The sequence below is a fragment of the Runella rosea genome, from assembly GCF_003325355.1.
Classification (GTDB): Bacteria; Bacteroidota; Bacteroidia; order Cytophagales; family Spirosomataceae; genus Runella; species Runella rosea.
The window spans coordinates 37,424-57,835 of sequence record NZ_CP030854.1; the positions used below are offsets into that span (position 1 = coordinate 37,424).

General features: G+C 46.1%; 16 protein-coding genes and 2 pseudogenes. 8 read left to right on the forward strand and 10 right to left on the reverse strand.

Going from position 1 to position 20,412, the window contains the following annotated elements:
* Positions 1–444: 444 nt before the first annotated feature.
* Complete coding sequence (locus DR864_RS29265; protein ID WP_114070693.1) at positions 445–3,711, reverse strand: ATP-binding protein; 3,267 nt, start codon at positions 3,709–3,711, stop codon at positions 445–447.
* Between the two features lie 159 nt (positions 3,712–3,870).
* On the opposite strand from DR864_RS29265, the pseudogene DR864_RS30590 reads away from it, so the two are divergent.
* Positions 3,871–4,056, forward strand: a pseudogene (locus tag DR864_RS30590) (Tn3 family transposase); the annotation flags it as partial.
* A gap of 267 nt (positions 4,057–4,323) precedes the next feature.
* Here DR864_RS30590 and fdhA read toward each other — a convergent pair.
* The 3 genes from fdhA to DR864_RS29285 form a co-directional block, all read right to left on the reverse strand.
* Positions 4,324–5,514 carry a formaldehyde dehydrogenase, glutathione-independent gene (gene fdhA / locus DR864_RS29275; RefSeq protein ID WP_114070695.1) on the reverse strand — a complete coding sequence of 397 codons (1,191 nt, stop codon included), beginning with the start codon at positions 5,512–5,514 and terminating at the stop codon, positions 4,324–4,326.
* 549 nt (positions 5,515–6,063) lie between these two features.
* Positions 6,064–6,774 (reverse strand): LytR/AlgR family response regulator transcription factor, encoded by a 711-nt coding sequence (locus DR864_RS29280; protein WP_114070696.1) that lies wholly within the window; start codon positions 6,772–6,774, stop codon positions 6,064–6,066.
* Complete coding sequence (locus DR864_RS29285) at positions 6,759–7,871, reverse strand: sensor histidine kinase (RefSeq protein ID WP_114070697.1); 1,113 nt, start codon at positions 7,869–7,871, stop codon at positions 6,759–6,761. Before DR864_RS29285 ends, DR864_RS29280 begins: the two co-directional genes overlap by 16 nt.
* 195 nt (positions 7,872–8,066) lie before the next feature.
* Here DR864_RS29285 and DR864_RS29290 point away from each other — a divergent pair, with 195 nt between their 5' ends.
* Together DR864_RS29290 and DR864_RS29295 are read left to right on the forward strand one after the other, a co-directional pair.
* Positions 8,067–9,218 carry a nuclear transport factor 2 family protein gene (locus tag DR864_RS29290; protein ID WP_114070698.1) on the forward strand — a complete coding sequence of 384 codons (1,152 nt, stop codon included), beginning with the start codon at positions 8,067–8,069 and terminating at the stop codon, positions 9,216–9,218.
* A gap of 15 nt (positions 9,219–9,233) precedes the next feature.
* A complete protein-coding gene (locus tag DR864_RS29295; protein ID WP_114070699.1) occupies positions 9,234–11,633 on the forward strand; it encodes a TonB-dependent receptor in 2,400 nt (799 codons plus the stop codon).
* A 181-nt stretch (positions 11,634–11,814) separates the two neighbouring features.
* Here DR864_RS29295 and DR864_RS30025 read toward each other — a convergent pair whose 3' ends face one another.
* The 3 genes from DR864_RS30025 to DR864_RS29310 all read right to left on the reverse strand — a co-directional run bounded on the left by DR864_RS30025 (position 11,815) and on the right by DR864_RS29310 (position 13,690).
* On the reverse strand, positions 11,815–11,967 hold the full coding sequence (locus tag DR864_RS30025) for a hypothetical protein (protein ID WP_162794296.1): 153 nt from the start codon (positions 11,965–11,967) through the stop codon (positions 11,815–11,817).
* Between the two features lie 593 nt (positions 11,968–12,560).
* Positions 12,561–13,202 (reverse strand): hypothetical protein, encoded by a 642-nt coding sequence (locus DR864_RS29305; RefSeq protein ID WP_114070701.1) that lies wholly within the window; start codon positions 13,200–13,202, stop codon positions 12,561–12,563.
* Between the two features lie 5 nt (positions 13,203–13,207).
* A complete protein-coding gene (locus tag DR864_RS29310; RefSeq protein WP_114070702.1) occupies positions 13,208–13,690 on the reverse strand; it encodes an RNA polymerase sigma factor in 483 nt (160 codons plus the stop codon).
* Positions 13,691–15,039: 1,349 nt separating this feature from the next.
* Between DR864_RS29310 and DR864_RS29320 the strand changes: the two genes are divergently transcribed.
* Both DR864_RS29320 and DR864_RS30440 read left to right on the forward strand, forming a co-directional pair.
* Complete coding sequence (locus DR864_RS29320; protein WP_114070704.1) at positions 15,040–15,684, forward strand: hypothetical protein; 645 nt, start codon at positions 15,040–15,042, stop codon at positions 15,682–15,684.
* Positions 15,685–15,885: 201 nt separating this feature from the next.
* A complete protein-coding gene (locus tag DR864_RS30440) occupies positions 15,886–16,014 on the forward strand; it encodes a hypothetical protein (protein ID WP_262510970.1) in 129 nt (42 codons plus the stop codon).
* Between the two features lie 390 nt (positions 16,015–16,404).
* Here the strand turns inward: DR864_RS30440 and DR864_RS30310 are convergent.
* Positions 16,405–16,572, reverse strand: a pseudogene (locus DR864_RS30310) (DDE-type integrase/transposase/recombinase); the annotation flags it as partial.
* Positions 16,573–16,695: 123 nt separating this feature from the next.
* Positions 16,696–17,136: an N-6 DNA methylase gene (locus DR864_RS29330; protein WP_114070706.1), complete on the reverse strand. Its 441-nt coding sequence runs from the start codon at positions 17,134–17,136 to the stop codon at positions 16,696–16,698.
* A 62-nt stretch (positions 17,137–17,198) separates the two neighbouring features.
* Here DR864_RS29330 and DR864_RS29335 point away from each other — a divergent pair, with 62 nt between their 5' ends.
* On the forward strand, positions 17,199–18,380 hold the full coding sequence (locus DR864_RS29335; RefSeq protein WP_114070707.1) for an ATP-binding protein: 1,182 nt from the start codon (positions 17,199–17,201) through the stop codon (positions 18,378–18,380).
* A 134-nt stretch (positions 18,381–18,514) separates the two neighbouring features.
* On the forward strand, positions 18,515–18,718 hold the full coding sequence (locus tag DR864_RS30595) for a hypothetical protein (protein ID WP_374755799.1): 204 nt from the start codon (positions 18,515–18,517) through the stop codon (positions 18,716–18,718).
* Between the two features lie 668 nt (positions 18,719–19,386).
* On the opposite strand, the gene DR864_RS29345 is transcribed toward DR864_RS30595, so the two are convergent.
* Complete coding sequence (locus tag DR864_RS29345; RefSeq protein WP_114070709.1) at positions 19,387–19,707, reverse strand: DMT family transporter; 321 nt, start codon at positions 19,705–19,707, stop codon at positions 19,387–19,389.
* A gap of 386 nt (positions 19,708–20,093) precedes the next feature.
* On the opposite strand from DR864_RS29345, the gene DR864_RS29350 reads away from it, so the two are divergent.
* On the forward strand, positions 20,094–20,412 hold a 319-nt coding region (locus DR864_RS29350), incomplete at its 3' end, for a hypothetical protein (protein WP_162794298.1).

The window sequence follows — 20,412 nt, forward strand, 5'->3', positions numbered from 1 at the left end:
ATCAGGTTTTTATTACGGTCCGATACACTACCCAAGGTGGTTTAAACGGGTTGGAAGTTCACCCGAAATAGAATCGCCTCAACGCCCGCCTTTAGGTGAGCCCTGAGCGCATCGGGGTACGATATGTAGTGTACTAACTGCTGCTCCAGAGTAGTTTTGGGAGCTTTGGTTTTGCGGATTTTGTCAGCTTAACGTAGGCTTGCGTCGTCAACGAGCTTATCAGCGTAAGATGAATAAGAGACTTTTTCATGGCTTTGTTTTTAGTTAATTACTAATGAGATGCCTACTGCTTTTAGGTAATTCAGCGAATATTTTACGGCGGTAAAGGTAGTGCAGGTTCTCACAATGGGGCTGACACTCATCTCCCATATCATAGCACTGGTGTAACATGCGCTATGCTCCGAGAGAAACAATCTGATTATCAGTGATTTGAAATTGTAGAATTTACTTATTTATTTCCTTTTGCCTGATAAATTCGGAGGGAAGCATTCCAAATTGATCCTTGAAACACTTTGAGAAATAGGAAAGATGGTTGAATCCCGACAGATAGGCAGCCTCAGCGATCTGGATGCCTGGCTGTTGCAAGAGGTCGGCGGCCCGTTGCAGCCGGATGTAGCGGATAAAATCAGAGGCCGACTGGTCGGTCAGTGCTTTCAGTTTACGGTGCAGTTGCATCCGGCTTATACCCAACTCACGCTGAAGAGTTTCTACGCTGAAAGCCTCATCGGTTATGTGTTCGTCGATGAGGCGGATGATTTTTTCCAGAAACTCGGCCTCCCGGTCGCGTACGGGGGCGCTCGTCGGTTGCAACATTACTTCCCGGCTATACTTTTTGCGCAGCAGATTGCGCTGGGTGAGCAGGCTGTTGATGCGAGCAATCAGTTCGTCTAAAGCAAAGGGCTTAGCTAAGTACTGTTCAGCCCCACCCTCAAACCCTTCCTTCCGGGAATCGATGTCGTCTTTTGCCGTTAACAGGATAATCGGAATATGACTGGTCAGATCGTCTTCTTTTAAGTGACGAGTCATTGAAAAACCGTCCATCCCGGGCATCATTACGTCTGAAATAATCAGGTCAGGAACCAACCAGCGGGCCATTTGTAGACCTTCATCACCCCGCATGGCCTGCATGACCCTGAATCGGTCGGAGAGTTGCTGTCGGAGGTAATTGTTTAGTTCGGGGTGGTCTTCTACCAACAGGAGGGTTGGCTTGTCTTCCCCGCTGACGTCGGTCTGCTCTTCCTCTGTCAACTGGCCGGGCGCAGTCATGCCTATGCCGTGGGGTACCCTATCCACTCTGCTTGCGTGCTGTGTTGTATCGACAGCCAGCGGCAGCAACACCACAAAGGTACTGCCTGATTCTGGCTGACTCTCCACATAAATCGATCCTTTGTAAAGTTCAACCAGTTCTTTGGTCAGCGCCAGTCCCAGGCCGCTCCCCCCGAAGGCGCGTGTTTGCGAGGAATCAATTTGAAAGAAGCGGTCGAAGATGCGGTCTTGGTGTGATTCGGGAATGCCGATGCCCGAGTCGCGAACGACCAGCCGGAGGCCAGTTTCGGGTTCCAACTCAACCTGTAGTATGACCTGACCGCCCACTGGTGTAAATTTGATGGCATTGGACAATAGGTTATATACAATTTTTTCGAGTTTGTCACGGTCGTAGGCCATTAACGGTTCAGTCGTTGGCAGCTGGATCTGATACTGAATCTTCTTAGCTTCGGCCATTGGCTCAAAGTAGCGGGCTGTTTGATAAAGGAAGCCAATCAGATTGCCCCATTGGTAGTTCAGCTTAAGCATACCCATTTCGGCTTTTGCCAGATCGAGTAGTTGATTTACTAACCGGAGCAGTCGATTGGCGTTGCGCTCCATCATATGAGTTTCCTCTGGGCTGATGGCTCCCCTTTTCTGGAGCGGTGCCAGAATTAACTGAAGCGGGGTCCGAAACTCATGGGATATGTTGGCAAAAAACTGAGATTTGACCCTGTCTAACTGCCTGATGTGATCCGCTTCGATTTGCATAATTTTGGCTTTTTTAGCCTCCTCATCCGCTATAGCCTGAGCAATTTTGCTGCTACAGATGGCCGCAATGGTTTGTAGTGCTTCCAAATGATGCTCTTTAAAAAAACCTTTTTCAGGATGTTCAGAGTCAATTACCCCAATTACTTTATTTTGGAGCAAGAGTGGCACCGTTAATTCAGCCAGACGCACTTCGTCGTCAACGACGTAGCGCGGGTCCTGCGTGGTATCAGTTACGATTTCTGGCTTACCCGTTTGAGCTACACTCCCCACAATGCCTTTCCCAAGAGGTATCTCGAGTGGGTTAAGGATTGAATAGGCTTCTGGATTTTTATTGCCGTAAGCGGCTTTTTGGACCAAGGCAGTTTGTTCGTCATTGAGCATATAGATCACACAATCGACAAAGCCCAACCGGGCGATGCAGTTTTTAGCCACATCCCACAGAATTTCATCCACCGTATTTTTGCCGTAAAGTGAGCTGGCGAAGTAGTGGATTGTTTCGTCTACGTCTTGTCGGCGTTGAAGGCTTTGCGAAAGCTGGTATTGTTCATTTTCCAGCGAAAGCTTCAGGTTGCGCTGCCGGAGTTTGTACCGATTGAAAAGCAGATATCCAATCAGTGCGCCCAGCAGTACGAAAGCAATTAATGAAACGATCAGCGTACGCTGTCGGCTTAGTGAGGCCTGCTGAGCTTCCAGACGAAGTTTTTGCAAACTAAGTTCACGGTCTTTCTGTTCACCTTGATAGCTGGCCTGTAAGTCAGCTATCTGCCTAGACAACTCCGCTGATTGCAAACTGTCGTTCAGTTCTTCGTATTGCTTTAGAGCAATCACGGCTTTCTCAGGGTTCCCCAACACGCCGTAAATCAGGGGTAAATTGGCTAGGGCCTGTTGCTGAAGACTTTTAGATTTGATTCGGTTGGCAATGGTCAGCGTCCGTTGCGTATACTGCAGGGCTTGCTGAAAATCGCCCATGTCCCGGTAAAGCAGCGCCAAATCTAGGTAAGAGCCGCCGATGTTTAGTTGATTGCCTTTTTTCAGGTCGATGGCCAGCGATTTGTTGTAAAACTCCTGGGCTTTACCGAACTCCCGGCGAATGCGATAAATTCTCGCTAGGTTATGAAACGTATTGCCTATTGCCTGACTATCCCTCTGAGCCATTTGTATATTCAGTGCCTTCAGGCCAGATTGAAGGGAGCGGTCGTAGTCTTTCTGATCGAAGTACACGTTTCCCAAATTGCCATAGATGGCCCCGAGCAGAGTGGTGTCCTGCTGTGCTTCTGCGATTTTCAGGGCTTGCAGGTTAGCCCCGATACTAGCATCATACAGTTTCAAGTAGCGGTTAATTACGCCCACTGCCATATACATACGGCAAACGTCGCGCTGCTCACCCAACTTATGGAAAATAGAAAGCCCATTTTTGGCCGCATTGAGGGCACTGACGTAGTCGTCCCGTTCGGCATAGATGCGAGCCAGCCGCTGATAGGCTTTTCCTTCTGATAAAGTCAGTTTGTTTTTTTGGGCCAGCGTAAGGGCAGTTTTCGCGGCAACTAACGCTTTTTCGGGCTGGGAAGAAGTGAGTTTTTCAGCCCGTTCAAGTTGTTGGTTTACCGTTTCCTGGGTATTACCAGATTGAGCCAACAAAGAAGTGTCTCTCGTAGACAAGAGACAGCAAAGAAATAGCCAAAAGCGTAGCGTCATGGTTATCAGCGTGGTACATGGTGTTGAGAATCCTCTGCTGATTGAAATATAAGAAGTTTTTGTAGAAAATGCGCGATCGTTTTAGTTATAGGTAAAAGGTTAACAGCTTAGTCAACCGTAAATAGGTTTGATGGGGATGGCCACCTTCAACGCAAGCAGGAAACGGTGGGTAGCCTGAACGTTCTGACTAAGCTGGTCGTCGTTTGGAACATGGTTTATACTCTGGAAGTACTCAAAGCGCATCAGACTGCAGGCCACGAGATTGACGAAAATGATCGCCGGGTGGGCCCGTTTGAGCATCTCACCCCCGCCCACTTCGCGCATATCAATCGGCTAGGCAGATAGATATACCTTCCAACAAGATGAGCGGTTTACGACTGATGGATTGAGGCCTGAGATAAAAAAATCCTTAGCGTAATTCTTTACCGTCCGCGTCGGATGGCCAATGCCACTGCGATCCAACTACGGTTAAAGCAAGTTCTCCCTTCGGGAGACCACGTACAAGGGAAATCGATTGTAATCTAAGAAGGAACGAGGGCGCGGAAGAAAATTCTTCCGCGCCCTCGTTCTAGATATAAAAACCTCCGCACGACGCCAGTTGCCTGTGAAAAATTAAACGGGAATCATGCCGTGCGGATCGATCACGAACTTCTTGGCGGCGCCTTTATCAAAGTCGGCGTATCCTTTTACCGAATTTTGAAGACTGATGACTTCCACATTGACGGCATCGGCTATTTTGATTTTATCGTATAGGATGGCATTCATCAACTGCCGGTGGTACTTCATCACCGGGCACTGACCCGTATGGATAGAGTGCGACTTGGCCCAGCCCAGGCCGATGCGGATACTCAGACTTCCTTTCTTAGCAGCTTCATCTACCGCGCCGGGATCGCCCGTCACGTACAGTCCTGGAATGCCCAATTGTCCACCCGCCCGGGTAACCTCCATGATAGAGTTCAGCACGGTAGCGGGTTGCTCCACATCGCTATCGACCCCGTGTCCTTTGGCCTCAAACCCCACACAATCAACGGCGCAATCTACTTCGGGAACCCCGACTATCTGCTCTATCTGTTCGGCTAGGGTAGCTTCTTTTTTAAGGTCGATTGTTTCACAGCCAAAACTCCGGGCTTGTTCCAGGCGCTCGTCTATCATATCGCCCACAATCACCAGAGCCGCCCCCAGCAAGTGGCACGAGGCCGCGCAGGCAAGCCCTACCGGCCCGGCCCCTGCCACGTAAACAATACTTCCAGGGCCTACGCCCGCCGTGACAGCACCATGAAAACCTGTCGGGAAAATATCAGACAACAAAGTAAGGTCGCGGATTTTTGCCATGGCCTGATCGCTGTCCGGGAATTTTAGCAGGTTAAAGTCGGCGTAGGGTACCATTACGTATTCGGCTTGTCCGCCTACCCAGCCGCCCATATCCACATAGCCGTAAGCTGCTCCGGGCCGGGCCGGATTTACGTTCAGACAGATACCCGTTTGCCCCGCTTTACAATTCCGGCACCGGCCACAGGCAATATTGAACGGAACCGAGACGAGGTCGCCCTCTTTGATGAACTCTACATCGCGGCCTGATTCAATCACGAGCCCTGTGATCTCATGCCCCAGGATCAACCCCTCGGGGGCGGTGGTCCGGCCCCGCACCATGTGCTGATCGCTACCGCAGATATTGGTGGAAACAATTTTGAGAATAACACCGTGCTCGCATTTCCGGTTGCCCAGGGCCAGCTTAGGATATTCGATTTCTCTTACTTCTACCACACCGGGTTTGATGTAAGCTACTCCGTGGTTCTGACACATAAAATTGGGTTTAGGGATGTATGTTTACTACCTGCAAAGTCTGCCTAGGTTACAAACACGGATAAAATGTTTGATATGCCTTACAATACCTCTATTCGGCAAAATAGCAAAAAAAAGGCTGAAAGTGTAGCATAATACTATTTATTTATAGAATAGTACTATCTGCCCGAGCAATCGGGTTATTTGGCTGTAATCTGAGTTTGATATTTTTAAAGAATTAGGAGTATGTTAAACAGGCCGTAGATATTCACAGAATAAAAAAGTCGGAATTTATTGCACTGGCAGTCGAACTGGTTGGCAATGCCTCGATTAACGTATCAAAGGTTGTTTTCCTTCATCAGACAGTACCAGCGGAGTAATCCACGTTACTCCAGTTTCTTGGAATAATCTTACAAAACAAATCTAAGGGCCCGTGCGGTAAACTGGCTCAAAATTATCAAGCGGAAAATGTACGGACGAGGCAGTTTTGAACGGCTCCGTAAAATAGTCATTTTGATGGCAATTTCCAGCTTTCAGACTGATAATTAGTCATTTAGCTTCATTATACACTTAACGTTTTCCCTCAATCCTGGCCAGTAGATCGCTTCGAAAGCTTCTGCCAATAGGTAGTACTTCATTTGCGATATGAACCATGTTTCCTTCAATAGAATTAATTTTTGTCACTTGTACTACATATGATTTATGTATACGCACAAACTGAGCAGCCGTCAGCTTATCCAGAATGGCTTGCAGCGAATGGTAACTAACCAGTTTTTGTGAGGGAGTCACCACACGGATGTAATCCTTCAAACTTTCAATGTACAGAATACTCTCGACGCTGACGGGTACCAGCTTTTTATCTACTTTCAACCAAAGGGTTTGACCATTCTCTGCGGGCATTGGCGTTGACACGGTGGCAGTCGGTGCATTACTACTTGGCATCACCTTGTTGATCGCCTTCAGGAAGCGGGGAAAGGCTATGGGTTTTACGAGGTAATCCACCACATCCAGTTCAAAGCCTTCTACGGCATACTCACGATAGGCCGTGGTGATGATAAAAGCGGGTTTGGTCGTGAGGTTCTTGACCAGTTCTATACCGTTAAGCATGGGCATATGAAGGTCCAGAAAGACAATATCGACCTGATTGCGTTGTAAAAAAGAGAAGGCCTCCACCGAATCGGTAAACGTAGCTACTAACGTGGCTTCTTTGAGCTGACTCAGGTACGTTTCCAGTATGTCAATGGCCAATGGCTCATCATCGACAATTACACAACGGGCCATACCAGAGGAATTTGAAGGGTGGATGAAAAGGTTTCATTGTGTAAACCTGTTTCGAACCGATAGTCGGAACCATACAGCAACTGCAATCGGCGCTGTACATTCCGCAAGCCCAACCCTCCTTTTTTGGTCAGCGCAGAACCCGTAGAATGGCTCGGATTTCGGGTCTCCAGCAGAATCGTGTCGGGTGTAATGGTGATTGACACCGTAATTACCCCTCCTGGCACGTTGGTAGCTGAATGCTTAAAGCAGTTTTCAATAATGGGCAGGAACAGTAGCGGTGGAATCAACTGCTGCCCTATTGGCCCATTCACCACAAAATTCATCGTCATTTTTGTACCCAGTCTCACTGTTTCCAGTTCAATATAGTTACGGATGTGGCTGATTTCTTTGTCAAGGCTTACAGTCAGTCCATCGGACTCATACAAGCTGTAACTCATCAAATCCGAGAGCTTCAACACCATTTCGGGTGCCCGGTCCGACTTCTTCAGGGTGAGTGCATACAAGTTGTTGAGCGTATTAAAAAAGAAGTGAGGATTGATCTGCGATTTCAGCAGCAACAATTCGGTTTGCAGTTTTTCTTTTTCGATGGCTTCCGCTTTTTGCTTTTCGGTTAACTGATTCTTCGACAGCTTGATACCGCTGGTTAAGCCCACAATACTAACCAGATAAAACCCTTTGTAGATGTAATTACTTCCATTGAAGGTGGCATCGGCTTCAAACGTTGTCGGGCAAATCGGCGAGTCGATAAACAACTCTAATACGTACAGGTTAACGGCGTTCAGCGAGAAGATCAGCCCGAAAACCGCTAGGGCATACAGCAAGAAATTGCCAGTGTTGAAGAAGCGCGGCATTAGGTAATACAGGTTAATGTAGCAGCCGGCCAGAATAAACGGAATGCGCAGGCCGAGGTTGAAGAGGGCAATATCGCGATCCTCACCGATAAAGGCGATATAGGCCGCATTGAACCCAAATACAGACCCCCAAAAGAGGATGTGATAGGCAACCCGATTGGCCAGCAGACGGGTTGTCCAGTCGGCGGTGAGAGCTGGGGATAAGATGGGCTGCCGGATTGGTAAGGAAGAAGCGGATGTCATCATAACACCAAAGATTATAAAAACTCGGATAAATACTAAATTTTTTCGCGCAGCAGGTGGTGATTTCCGACGAACGACATATTTGCACGACAACCGCCAAAACTCCCTTCGTAAAGTCGTTGGTCGGGTTAACGGCACAGCTCAGCTAAAATAGTATACCGGCTCCCCGAAGCGCTCTTTTTTTGTGTAAAAAAAACGATGATGAACCGAAAGTTAAAATCGAACACATTGGTACTGGTCATGCTGCTGCTGGTAACGGCAATAAGAAGCCATGCTCAACCTAAGAAGATACTGATTGTATCGACTAACCGCGATTCAGTGGGTACGAACGTTAGCGGCACCTTTCTAAAAGAAATCGCTTATCCGTTCCAGTATTTTACCGACAAAGGGTTTGAGGTGGACATTGTTACACCCAAAGGCGGTAAAGCGGCTATCTATTCGACGGGCGAGGTGCCTGACGTATTGCGTTCCATCCGGCAGAGTACTTTGTTCATGGCGAAGACAAGTGCTACACTAAAGCCGGACGAAGTAACAGCGAGTAAGTATGCGGCCGTCTTTTATCCAGGCGGTCATGGACAATACTTTGATGTGATCAGTGATGAGCGAATTGCCCGCCTCACGGCCACGATCTACGAAAATGGAGGCACAATCGGTACCGCTGGGCATGGGGTAGCGTCCCTTATCGATGTTAAGCTCAGCTCGGGTAAATACCTAATCGACGGAAAACGGATAACCTGTTTTCCGCACTGGGCAGAACTGGCTTGGATGAATATTTCCAGCTATGGAAAACTACTTCCTTTTGACATGCAGGAAGTGCTGGCCAGGCGTGGGGCCAACCTGGTGGTGAGCACCAAAGAAACGGCTTCAGATAAAGCGTTGACCCTCGTTGCCGACCATCCCAATCGACTGGTAACGGGTTCGTTTGCCTCTTCAGCGCCGTGGGTGGCCGAGCAAATGGTATCCATCATCAGCCGTTCTGAATCACCCTCCGAAACTGTACAAATCCTGCGGGCCGTAAACAACTACGCAGAAGGACGTAACAGCGGAAACATCGACCGGATGAAACAGGCGTTTCACGCCGGGGCGGTACTCAAGGCCATTGATGAAAAAACAAAAGACATTGTAACCACGCCTATTGCCGACTATATCGCCCGTAATAAACCGGGGCAAAAGCATGATTGCAGTACTGATGTACGCTTGCTCGACTACACGGCCACGACAGCTATCGCCCGGGTAACATTTACGTACACCACCCATGCTTACCACGATAATCTTATACTACTGAAAGTAAAAGACCAATGGCTAATTACGGAGAAGGTGTATTCAAAAACGGTTTTTCAAAATCAGTAAGCAGCCGTAATTGCCATGAAACTCAGATTTACCCTTTTTCTGTGTCTGGCGCCAAGCCTTCTGTTTGCCCAGATAAAGCTGTCAGGCCGGGTTACGGATAACCGGAACCAACCATTGCCCTATGCCAATGTACTGCTATTGACGCCGACCGATTCAACGATGATAGCGGGAACCGTCACCAACAGCGAGGGAGGTTTTCTGATGGAGAACATAACGGCAGGCTCGTATCGGCTTTCGGTACGCATGGTAGGTTATACCAGCGTAACGCTGCTTCAAGACATCTTTGTGGACAAAACATTGGAAACAATTGTATTAACCGAAACGGCTACGACCCTGAACGAGGTGGTCGTCAAGGCCGAAAAACCGTTGTTTGAACAGCAACTCGACAAGCTGGTGGTTAACCTTAAAAATAATGTCGTCTCGGCGGGCAATACGGTGTTGGATGTGCTGGAGCGTTCGCCCGGTATTTCGGTAGATCGGCAGAGCGGTAGCCTAAGCATGAATGGTAAGCAGGGCGTTCAGGTCATGATCAACGGCAAACTGCAACGATTACCGCTGAATGTAGTGGTGCAGCAACTGGAAGGTCTTACCTCAGCCGGGGTTGAAAAGATAGAGTTGATCAGTAATCCCTCGTCCCGCTTCGACGCAGAAGGTGATGCGGGCATCATCAACATCGTGACGAAGCAACAGACAGACCTGGGCACCAACGGCACGGCTATGGTTGGTATCGGCTACGCCGACTTGAGTGGTTTCTGGAAACCGACCGGTTCATTGGCCATCAACCATAAACGCCAAAACCTGTTACTCACGGCCAACTACTCGCTGGTCCAGGACAACCGTTGGCAGCAATGGAACTACGAGCGACAGTTGCTCACGCCCAATCTGTATTCGAACACCATCACCGACCGGTATGCCAGCTGGCCCGTACAACGGGCCGGCCTGGGGCTTGAATGGAACATAAACAAAACGACTTCTATCAATACCCTTGTAGCCGGTTTCAGCGATTACTGGAAGATGGAATCTTTCAATCAGTCGCGGGTGATGCTTAACGGACGGGATTCGGCACGCATCAATTTATACGATAGAGAAGTGAATCACTGGAAGCACCTGATGGGCAATGTCAACCTGAATCATCGGCTTGCCAACGGTGCTCGGTTAAGCATTGATCTGGACTACCTCTATTATCACGATCACAACCCAAACGAGTTTACCAATACATATAGCTACGTGGCCACCAATCAGGTAGTACAGGAGCAGGTACGTACCGGCAAGGAAACGCCGATAAGCATGGGCGTAATCAAAGTTGATTATGAAACGAAATGGCGCACTCTAAAACTAGAACTGGGGGGCAAGTCGACCTTCTCGCGCCTGCGCAATACCGTGTCGCTCGAAAACATGGTAGGCGAAGCGTGGATAGCCGATACCCGGTTTACACAGAACTATTCGCTACGCGATGATGCCAACGCTGTCTATGTAAACGTCAGCGGCAAAGCCGGACCGAAAGGGCAGTTTCAGGCCGGACTTAGGGCTGAAAGCACCGATATGGAAATGACCGCCAGCGGTCAGCGGTTATTCAGCCTCGACTTCCTGAAACTATTTCCGACCTTTTTTTATACGTGGCAGGCTACGGCCAACAGCTCGCTACAAGTCTCGTATAACCGGCGCATCACCCGGCCCGCCTACACCAGCGTCGCTCCGTTCGTTATTTTTATGGACCCGTTTACCTACTACTGGGGCAATCTGCAACTCAAACCCGCTATCAGCAACGGTGTACAGGCCTCCTATACCTACAAGGACCTGCTGCTCACGCTTAAGTACAGTCAGGATCGGAATGCCATTGCCGGCAATCAAAGCCGGTACAACAGCGAAGAACGCAAAACCTACATCTACGCTGACAATGTAGATCAGTTACAACTGTACGCCTTCACTGCAAGCTGGCCTTGGAAAGTCACCTCCTGGTGGCGTACGCAAAGTAATGCCCTGCTTACCTACCAAAAGACTAATCATGTCTATGCCGGTGTACCCATCGAACTGAATCAATATTCGGCAAGGCTTAGTCTGAACCAGACCTTTACGTTACCGGGAAAAATTACCCTTGAGGTATCGGGCGTGTATGCTTCTCCAATAACGGTTGGCCTAAGCGTTCGCAAGGCCGCCGGTGTGGTTTCGGCTGGTGTACAGAAAGTAATCAACGACTACAGTAAACTAAACCTGACGGTCACCGACATTTTCTGGACGCGCAATTCCATTTATGTGTCCGACAATCCGCTGCTGGGCCAGATACAAAAGACCTCGTACTACAATGAACCGCGAGTGCTGCGTTTATCGTACACAGTCACGCTGGGCAACACTAAAATGAAATCGGCTAAGGCACGCACCACGGCTTCCGAGGCAGAACAACAACGGGTGAATTGACGTTTTGTAAATTCCTATGAAAGAGGTACATCGTCACATTTGGTGAAAGTCTGGGTTTTCCATCAGGATGACTCTATTGCGGAGCAGTCCAAAACTCGCTCTTCCATACATTTGACGCTTGATATTTTTGAGCCAGTTTACCGCTCCAGCGGCCTGGCTGCCCCTCTACCTGTCCGTTGCTCTATTCGGAGGTGACGGCATAGAAAATGGCTTTAAAATGCGGTACGCCGCCCGCCTGTTTAATCCCATTGGCAAATCCTTTCAGCGCTACCACTCCTGATTCAAGCGCTTTATTGCACCAAGTCTGAAGTTGATCCCCTTGCTTTGCCTTCATGAGTTGCCTGAATTCTAAGCCAATTTCTCTGACGACTTTGATGAGCGGGGGGCTTCCAAAAGTTTCCTTAAAAATTCAATGGGCATGTAATCTTGCAAATGACTCTGATACATCCCTAACCAAATACTCAGTTGTTTGGAAGAATAGTAGGTTGCTTTTACAGATGCCAGCAGTGGTTCTAAGAACGATTTGGGATAATTCCTTACCGCGTTATAGACGGTAGCTTGAGAATAGGGAATCCTTTATCGTTAATTTTTTCATACAACGCTTTGGCAGACTGCTGCCTTTCTTGCCAACGCTGTTGCAGATGGGCCTCAAAATCAAGAATATTACTTCGTTTACGAGAAGATTTGGGGACAAACTCTATCCGATTCCTATATCTTGCCACCGTCCTGCGAGACATTTTTAGAGTAGTTGCTATCTTTCTAATACTATAGCTTTTCGATTGTAATTCTTTGACTTTCAAACTGTGCGGAGACTCGCAAGTTGTCATAATTCTTTCCGATAAAAACAGGTTTTTGCAGCTGAGATTAGGCTGATAAACCCCGTATTCGAGTAAATGATGACTAACAAACTTACCCAGACAGAAAAAATCATTCCAATTCGTTTTCTTCCCCTTCGAGCGATTTCAGTTGCTCCAGCTCCTCTAGGTCACGCTGTAGCCCTGCTTGAAAGGAACTCTTGAAAAAACCCAGTCGTTTTGCTGCAAAATACAGCACTACGTTCAATACTATATGCGCGATAGCGATCAACACACCGGACGTTAGTCCCGATTCGTAGATATGTTTTGGCAGGAAAGATGCCGGAAAAAAGAAACCTGATAAAAGCACGGGCACTGCCGCTTGGTGAACCAAGGCTTGTGAACGAGCATAGGCGGAAATCACTTTATTCAATGAAAGGATCAGATTATCAGCATGGATACTGATGTTCACTTCCCGATAGCCACGTAAGAGGACAATAATAAAAACGAGTGTCCAACCCATAATCAGAATAGCCGGAAGGAATTGAATACGGTATTGAAAATCGAAGGGATTACCGCCAATCACAGCACCAAAGAACAGAATAAGCAGGAAACTGAACACACATGTGACACCGTATTCGATTCTTATTTGAGCGATCCGTGATCGTGACCGCTCGCGAATCAGGCGGTGAAGGGCCTTTTTACTTAACTCTGGCGTTGTTTGAAGCAGGCGGTCATAGTCTTGCCAAGCCGCTTTTAAAGTCTCGATCTCCATTCTTATCAGTGATTAATGATCGTTTTTAACTTACTTTTGATTCGGTTGATTTTTACGCCCACGTTCGACAGGCTGATGCCGGTGATGGCGGCAATCTCCGTATATGATCTCTCGTCAAGATAAAGGAGAATAATAGCTTTTTCGATCGCATTGAGGCATTCGATGGCTTCACGGAGTCGGATTGCCAACTCATTGATCTCATCATCATACCTTACGTCGGGGACCTGTAGCTCGGATGCCGTCAATTCAATTTTTTTTCCTTCCTTTCCTCGCTTTCGGAAATTACTGATGGCGGTATTCAGCGCTACGCGGTACATCCAGGTCGAGGGAGCCGATTCATTGCGGAAAGACGGAAAAGCTTTCCACAATTGAAGCACAATCTCCTGAAACAGGTCCTGACGATCCTCGACGTTATCCAAATACAGATTACAGACCTTGTAGAGGATACCTCGGTGGATATTGAGTAAATGCAGAAAGTCTTTTTCCAACGTGGGCAGGGATTGGCAGACCGAAATATAAGTTGAATTTACTGCAACTTTAAGGTACGTAAAGTCGCATTTAATTGCGAAATACTATCCGCAAGTACCCGGTTTCTTTGTTCGATCCTATCGAGGCGTTCGATGACCCCATCGATCTTGGCTGACATACGGCCTTCAGGAGAAGATTGCTCACCGCAGGCTGTGAGCAATAGGAGACATAGGAAAAGTCGTGCTTTCATATTTTTTTCTAAAGTAAGTCGTTGAAGAGGTACAAAAACTTACAGGAAAAAAAATAAATGGATAAAGACAATGCCACGTGGTTGCGATGGCTTTCACCAAATAAATCAAAAACCGGGTAAGTACAGGGAGTATCAAACCGAAGGTTAGACTTTTATTGACCGGCAAGATTTTCTTTATCAGCTAATAATGTTTTTAAGTCCATGGTGTACGCGGGCATGGAGCAGCATGGTTTATTAAGAAAAAGCGGCCGATTTGGACGTTATTCACTCTGATAGCCTGATAAACTTTTCGTTCAAAATCCACCGAAAAAGCTCCCGTTTTAAAGCAATTATTTGCAAGTTTGACTTAATGGAATCTAAATCTCTGCCTCAATAAATCTGAAACTGACCGCCGTATTCTTCATCTCATTACCGACTTTTTATTTTCTGTTAAGTACCCATTTTTGCTCTACAAAAAGGCTATTAGAACAATAAACTAAGTTTTTGGGACAATAAACTAAGTCCGGAACAATAGACTAACGAATTGCGCAAATAGACTAACATCATCAAAGTGCGGCTCTTTACTTTTGTCAAGGCAATGCCCTAATGACTATTCTCTAAACCCTTAAACCAAAATTGGATGAAAGCTCTTTACTGTTTTGGCAGGTGCTCACCTATGCTTATCACTCCTATGACTTCTTGATTCGGCGCTCGAAATGCCAGCCCTTGGCTGCTTTTGCGGGAGCGTTTTTACGCTTGAGACGTCTCACTTTTTACACTTTATACTACTTTTTTTACAAGCATTTCGTATGAAAAACTCTATTCTTTTTCCCAATACTATCTGTTTATGAAGGTCTTTTACCCTACTGTTTTTGATTCAACAAGAAAAATCTTCTTCCTCTGCCGAATCATCTGTACAAAGTTGGGCCGAAGTCCCTAAAGTCAACGCTGGCGATGCACCGGCCTCGGTCGCGCATCAGTCTAACTCTTATTTCCGCATAATCACTAATGAAGTATTCAAATATCCATGTATTTACATTGTTCGTAAAAGCAACCGCGAACGAACGAACCGAAGCCAAGGGTGGTAAGATGGTTCGACACAAAGGGTTGTTTTAAAATAACTAAAAACAAACTACTTGTATGAAAAAGTTAAACTTTACGGTGATGGCTTCCTGCCTGCTTGTCCTCTTTATGATGGGGTGCGAAAAAGGATCGCTTCTTGATTCCGCAGCGGAGAAAAAAGCATCCTTCGATTTAAAAATGAATAGTATTAATGATCTTGGAGAAGAAGTTACCAGCACTATTAAGGTACTTCCATCCGCCCAATTCAAGCGCCGCCTGAAGAGCGGGGCTAACCCCAATCAAGTAGCGACTGGTAATTTTAGAACTGATTTAGGTTCAAAGTATAACTTCTCTGCTGTCAAAAGTCCAGATGGTGTTAGCGGTGAATGGCAGGTCAATTCTGTCACAGTGGGACATTTTTATATGAAAACCATTGATGTATATGTTGACGGTGATGAAGCCACTATGGCCGGGATCGTCACCGAAGTAGTAAGCGGAGGGTTCCAGAAAAACTGGATTGTATTTATAAAAATAAAAGACAATGGGGAGGGTAATAACAGTGCGCCGGACCAGTCTAGTTATATTTTACTTTATTATCCTGATTGGTTCAATTTTTATCCATCCCCAGATGCTTTCCTGGCCATTATTAATTGCGAGAGTTTAGCAGAGAATCCAATCTTTGGAGCTTTTCTCGATAGGGATGGGCAGATCCAGGTCAGGTAACAGATCGGGCAAAATTCCATCATTATATACTAACGCAAGTTTCGAACCTTGGTTTGTATAAAGACACTACTACTGGATTAGAGCTAAAACAGCTTCACCTGAGAATAATGTCCTTATGCAGTTTGCCATGTTGTTCGCAACTTGTGTTAGCCAATCAATTTGAAAAGAGTCTGAATCACAACCGCCATAGCAGTTGGGTTCATGGCGACAATAGTAAACCACGAAACCACTGTTTTCGAGGGTAAGAGTTGCCCTCATGCTCAGGGTGTGGCCATTGCTGATATGGGAGCCAATGAGACCCGACGTATTGCAGGGGGGCTGCAACTTTGAAATTGATTTGTTTTTAAATTGTGGAAATAGGTAACTACGTCCCATGACCAGTAAATTCGTGGTATCTGGAAAGTAAGCTATGTATATCAGGTGGAATTACAATAGTATACTGGAGGATTTTTTTTAAACAGCCATTGAAATGTCTCCGCCGACGGTTGTACCACAGCGGCGGCCGCCAGCCCTCAATACCCCAACAGTTACCTTTTTGACCGCCAGGCGGCCCTGTCATACTTTGCAAGACGGGTAAGTCCTTAAATTGATTGCGAAACTCGATGCAGGCGTATTGAACACCCCCATCAAACCGGGCTGCCGGCGCTGTGGAAAAGTAGTTCACCATTTAGTGGCCTATTTTTAAGGGCCATTTGCCAAGCCGCTATACTGGTATCCACTATCACTTAAGGCCCAACCGACCACCTTTCTATCGGCTAAATCCAGAATAACAGTCAAGTATAACCACCCTTCGCCGGTTCGAATATAAGTAATGTCGGACACCCATTTCTTTCCAAGCTTTTCGGCCAAAAAGTCCCTCTTTAACAGATTATTAGCTAAATGGTTTGCAACTCATTTACCTGCCGCGCTGCCTGATTACTCAGCGTAAGATGGGTTTGGGTAATTTGAGCAATCAGAATTTCGAAATTAGTGAAGCTTTACTTGCTGTTTAGGCTTTCAAGAAGCCTTCTTTTAGTCTTCCGCCAACATTTTTTCCAACTCTTCTAAGGCTTCCCTGCATTTTTTATCCAATGACTTTATATGCTCAATAATAACCTCAGGCGCGTCGTACGTTTTTTCTTCATAGACTACTTCTTTGTAACGATTGATGCTCAGGTCGTAATTATTAGAACGGATTTCAGCTACGGGCACCAAAAATGAGGTATGGGTACGGCTTCGGGTGGTTTCGCTGGCGCGGTTGTGCCAGCGGCTGATGATGTCGGGGATGTCATTGAGTGCCACTTCCTGCCGCTTATCGTCGAGGCTGTAGCCGTCGGCTTTCATGTTATAAAACCAAACATGATCGGTGCCGCCCGAATTGGTTTTGGTGAAGATCAATACCGCAGTACGCGAGTGAGGCGTTATTTCAGAGTTTGTTACAAAAAGCGTTTGGATTGAAATAAAAAGGTACAAAAGTCGGTTTTCAACTTAAAGTATTACTTTTTGCATTATATTTGTGCATATAGTTAACATATATGATACAAAGAACCTTATTCGGTGAGTTGGAGGCCCATCTGGCCAAACCACAGGCCACGGTCATTACGGGCATGAGAAGGGTGGGAAAAACAACCGCTCTGAAATTTTTACTGGCTAAAACAGTGCATGTCAACAAGCTGTATTTAGACTTTGAGAAAATAGAAAACCGTATTTTGTTTAGCCAAAACAGCTATCAAGCCATTGAAGCAGGCTTGGAAGCGTTAGGGTTAGACCTCCATCAACCCGCAGTACTGGCCCTGGACGAGATTCAGTTGGTGCCCAACTCGCCGAGCGTCATTAAGTACCTTTACGATACCTACGCCATCAAGTTTATTCTGACGGGTTCGAGTTCTTATTACCTTAAAAACCACTTTACGGAAAGCCTGGCTGGGCGCAAACGTATCTTTGAGATGTTCCCGCTTGGTTTTGATGAGTTTTTACAATTTCGGGGTTTTGCCCGTTCGCAGTTTGAGCATACCGCCCAACAACACTTTTCGGAACCCATTTATCAAATTTTCCGACAGGAATACGAAACCTTTTTGAGGTTTGGGGGCTTTCCAGAAGTCGTATTGGCCGAAACCGCCAATGACAAAACCGCTTTTCTCAAAGACATCATCAATGCGTATATCGAACTCGATATCAAACTATTGTCTGATTTTCGGGTCAGCAACGACCTATACAAACTTTGTCAGTTGCTGGCCTCGCGCACGGGCAGCCGCTTGGATGTCAGTAAGTTGAGCAGTATTTCGGGCATTAATCGCAACAAACTGACCGAATACATGTCCTTATTTGAGTACACCTATTTTATTCACCTGATTCCGTCCTTTACCAAAAACAAAGACAAGGAAATTGCCGCACAACGTAAGGTGTACATTGCCGATACGGGCATGTTGCAAATACTAGCTCAGGTAAGCAGCGGGCAGGTGTTTGAAAATGCCGTAGCCTTACAGTTACTGCGGCTAGGAGAGGTGGCATATTACCAAAAGAAATCAGGACAAGAAATAGATTTTATTCTGAACAAAGATACGGCCATTGAAGTCAAAGAAACACCTTCTTATCCCGATCTCAAAACATTGAACTACCGTTCCGACGATCTCGAACTGCCCCATAGCCGCCTAGTGGGTCGGCATTTCACCAATTCCGATTTTCAGGAATGGTATTGGGGGGGCGGTATTTTTTGATGCTTCTTACAACATTAAACAACTTTTAATACCATGCTTACGGGCGAAAAACCAGCCAAATAGACCGCATATGGAAGGCTTTCTGGACGGGCGGAATTTCCAACCCGCTCACGGTCATCGAACAGGTCACATATTTGCTCTTTATCAAACGACTGGACGACCAACACACCACCCGCGAGAAAAAATCAGTACTTCTGCAAAAACCCATCGAAAACCCTATTTATTCCGATGAGCAGCAACACTCGCTTCAGACTGCGCCACTGCCGTGGCTTTTTGTGCTTCTATCTTTTCGACAATGGCCGCAAAACGTTGTTGGAGAGCGAGAGGAGGAAAAATGAGAGGAAATGAATTTAAGTAGCTGATTGTCATACCTTACGTATTGACCCCCTCTTGCCTGTGTTAGAAGTATATGTTTTCCCTTTTTGAGGTGAAGTACAAGAAAATGTACATTTAGGTATTATGACCCGTCCTGAAAATCCAGCAGGGTCGGAAAGCAGTTAATCCTCAATGTAATGATACTGTAAGGAAACGTAAGGATACCTTAAGGATACCGCAAGGATACGTAAGTAAGAGAACGTGATGGCGACGACTCCCGAAAAACAGAACGCAAGGGTTCAAAAAAAAGGCAGGTAACCTCAGGTTACCTGAAATCGGGAAAGAAAAGGTTACCAGACTATACGTTTAGGTAACCAGCCGATAGGTTACCTAGAATGAATGACATTCGTCAGAGTATCTGTGGTTCGTTCGTAAAATGCCACAAAGTGTTTGAACAAAAAAAGCCTCTATAATTAATAATACAGTAACAGGTCCTGAAAATGAATTCTAAAAGATTATGCCGATTTGTTTTGGGTCTTATAAAGACGCCAGTTTCTAACATTGTTTGTTCATATATCAACGTCCATCTACCTTTGAACTCTTGAATTTTACAAACGTAGGACCAACATCATACGTTTGTAAAATGTCAACGAATTACTCATAATGAAGCAACGGTGCCAATTCTATGGATTCAATGACTTGAAGAAAGTTTCATTATAATAAGGCCCGCCAGAATTAAAAAAGCAGCCATCAAGCGAGTAAAACTAATGGGTTCGCCTAGAAAGAGAATTCCAATAAGGAATGCTCCTATGGCTCCAATACCTGTCCAAATCGTATAAGCAGTCCCTAATGGTAATGTTCGCATTGCTAATGCCAGCAGTCCAAAACTGCCAATCATGGCCACGAGTGTGATTAGGGAGGGAGTAAAGTGCTTAAAACCCTCTGACTGTTTCATTGAGTAAGCCCAAACGACCTCTAAAAGGCCCGCAAAAATTAAATAAATCCAAGACATAACTAAACCCTGTTTAATAAGCCGGGGCGTCCCGAATCATTTCCCAATATGGGGGAAGTCGTCTTCCTAATTACCACTCAACCTTTAAAGAGTAAAGGAAACTAATATGGCACCCCAAATATATCGTTTTTTATCTACTCAGTTAAATAATTCAGACAATACTCATCTTCTGGTGGATTTAGGACTCAAATCTAAGTTGTTTCAACACCACTTCAAATGGCACAATAAGGTACCCTTCGGAAGATAAAATACCAGATTTGTTGCAAACCAAACCAAAAGAAGACCCTGATTTTGGGAAATACCTAACAGAAGGTTAGCGTTGGACATGAAGGAATAACTAATATTTTTTAATTTAGCCTCGCCATTCCGCTCTAATTCAGCGCCTTATGAAACAACTACTTATCTTCTTGCTTACAACCATTTTGTTTGGATGTCAAAACAAAAATTCTCAACAAACTGAGATTGTACCTGTCTCGCCTGGTTTAGCAGGAACCTACTCAAAAACCTACAACCCGAACGAACATGCACTTTTCCGACAAATATTTTCGGATTATAACACCTTTCAAGAAACAGCCACCGTCGTCATTACTCAAACCGCAACGGATGATTATAAGTTGGAAGTTATACTTTACGGCACCGCCAAGAAGGAAAAAGCACCAGATATTCGTTATGGGGTGACTGCTGAGCTAAGGCGGGTAAAAGGGT